The organism is Streptomyces sp. NPDC090445, from assembly GCF_044769385.1.
Taxonomy (GTDB): domain Bacteria; phylum Actinomycetota; class Actinomycetes; order Streptomycetales; family Streptomycetaceae; genus Streptomyces.
In genome coordinates, this window is record NZ_JBIVXV010000073.1 from 1 (window position 1) to 2,102 (window position 2,102).

1 protein-coding gene is annotated in these 2,102 nt (G+C 74.5%); it reads left to right on the forward strand.

Translation table 11 applies throughout. The annotated features are described in order from the left end of the window. Window positions 1–2,102, forward strand: a 2,102-nt coding sequence (locus tag ACIQUT_RS40240; protein WP_403570691.1) for an SDR family NAD(P)-dependent oxidoreductase, incomplete at both ends; no start/stop codon positions are given.

Consider the following 2,102-nt stretch of genomic DNA (forward strand, 5'->3'; position numbering starts at 1 on the left):
CGAGTACGGGCCGGTGTTCCAGGGTGTGCGGGCCGCGTGGCGGCGGGGCGAGGAACTCTTCGCCGAGATCGCCCTGCCCGACGCGGTGAACGGCGGCACGACGGGCTTCGGCGTTCACCCCGCCGTCCTCGACGCCGCGCTCCACACGTCGATCGATCCCGCCGACGAAGAGCTGCGCCTGCCTTTCACCTGGTCGGACGTCGAACTCGTCCCGCTGCACACCCCGACACTGCGCGTGGCGCTCGTACCGGCGGGCGATGACGCGGTGGCGGTGCGGGCGACCGATGAGTCGGGTGCGCCGGTGCTGTCGGTGGGCCGGCTGGTGACGCGGCCCGTGCAGCGGGAGCAGCTGCGCGCCGCCGCGGGCGGCGGCCTGCGCGACGCACTGTTCGACCTCGTGTGGGAGCCGGTCACCTCCGTGACCGGCCCGACGGTGGAGTGGACTGGCTGGGGGTCTGCGGAGGCCTCGGGGTTCGTGGTCTGGGAGGCCGGGTCCGGGGGTGATGCGGCTGAGGCCGTGCAGGCCCTGTCCGTGGTGCAGGAGTTCGTGTCCGGGGAGCGGTTCGCGGGTTCGCGGCTGGTGCTGCTGACGCGGGGCGCCGTGGCCGTGTCCTCGCAGGAGGGCGCGCCTGCTCTGGGTGCGGCGTCGGTGTGGGGTCTGGTGCGTTCGGCGCAGCGGGAGCATCCGGGCCGGCTGGTGCTGGTGGATGTGGAGCCGGGGCTGTCGGCGGACGCGGAGGCGGCTGCGTTGGGGCTCGCGCTGGGTGTGGGCGAGTCGCAGGTGGCGGTGCGCGGCGGCCGGGTGGTGGTGCCGCGTCTGGCCCGGGTGGGTGAGGTGCCGGTGGGCCGGTCGGAGGGTTCGTTCGGTCCTTCGGGGACGGTGCTGGTGACGGGTGGCACGGGTGGTCTGGGCGCGTTGGTGGCCCGGCATCTGGTGTCGGCGTACGGGGTGCGGGACCTGCTGCTGGTGTCGCGCCGTGGTGCCGCCGCCGAGGGTGTGGACGCCCTGGTGGAGGAGTTGGCGGAGGCCGGGGCGCGGGTGCGGGTGGAGGCCTGTGACGTCGGTGACCGCACGGCACTGGCCGTACTGCTCGACTCGATCCCCGCGGACCGGCCGCTCACCGGGGTGGTGCACTGTGCGGGCGTCGTCGACGACGGGGTCCTGGAATCGCTGACCCCCGACCGGCTGACGGGAGTGCTGCGCCCGAAGGCCGAAGCGGCCCTGCACCTCCACGAGCTGACCGCCGGGCTCGACCTGACCGCGTTCGTGCTCTTCTCCTCCTTCGCCGGTGTCGTGGGCAGCGCGGGCCAGGCGGCCTACACCGCGGCCAACGCCGTGCTGGACGCGCTGGCCCAGCAGCGGCGGGCGCAGGGGCTGCCGGCGCTGTCCGCGGCCTGGGGCCTGTGGGAGGAGGAGCGCGGAATGGGCGGCCAGGTCACCGGCGCCGACCTCGCCCGGCTCCGCCGCGAAGGCGCCCTCCCCATGTCCGCCGAGGAGGCGCTGGCGCTCTTCGATGCGGCGGTGGCGTCGGGGCGTGCGGTGGTGGTGCCGGCGGCGTTGGACGTGGCCGGGTTGCGGCGGCGTGATGCCGACGAGGTGCCGGTGGTGTTGCGGTCGCTGGTGCGTGGTTCGGGTGGGCGTCGTTCGGCTGGTGGGCGTGGTCCGGCGGAGGTGGCGGGTCTGGCCGGCCGGTTGGTGGGGCTGGGCGAGGTCGAGCGTCGTCGGGTGGTGCTGGACGTGGTGCAGCGGCAGGTGGGGGAGGTGTTGGGGTACGGGCCGGGTCGGCCGGTGGCGGTGGACACGCCGTTCAAGGGGCTGGGTTTCGATTCGCTGATGGCGGTCGAGCTGCGCAACCACCTCAACCGGCTCACCGGGCTGCGCCTGCCCGCCTCCCTCGTCTTCGACCACCCGACGCCCAAGCGCATGGCCGAGTACCTGACGCAAGAACTGTCGGGCACGACGGAGGCGCAACCGGCAGCGTTCGCCGCCTCGGCCGCATCCGCGTCCGACGACCCGATCGTGATCGTGGGAATGGCGTGCCGGTATCCGGGCGGTGTGCGGTCGCCGGAGGACCTGTGGCGGCTGGTGTCGGACGGTGTGG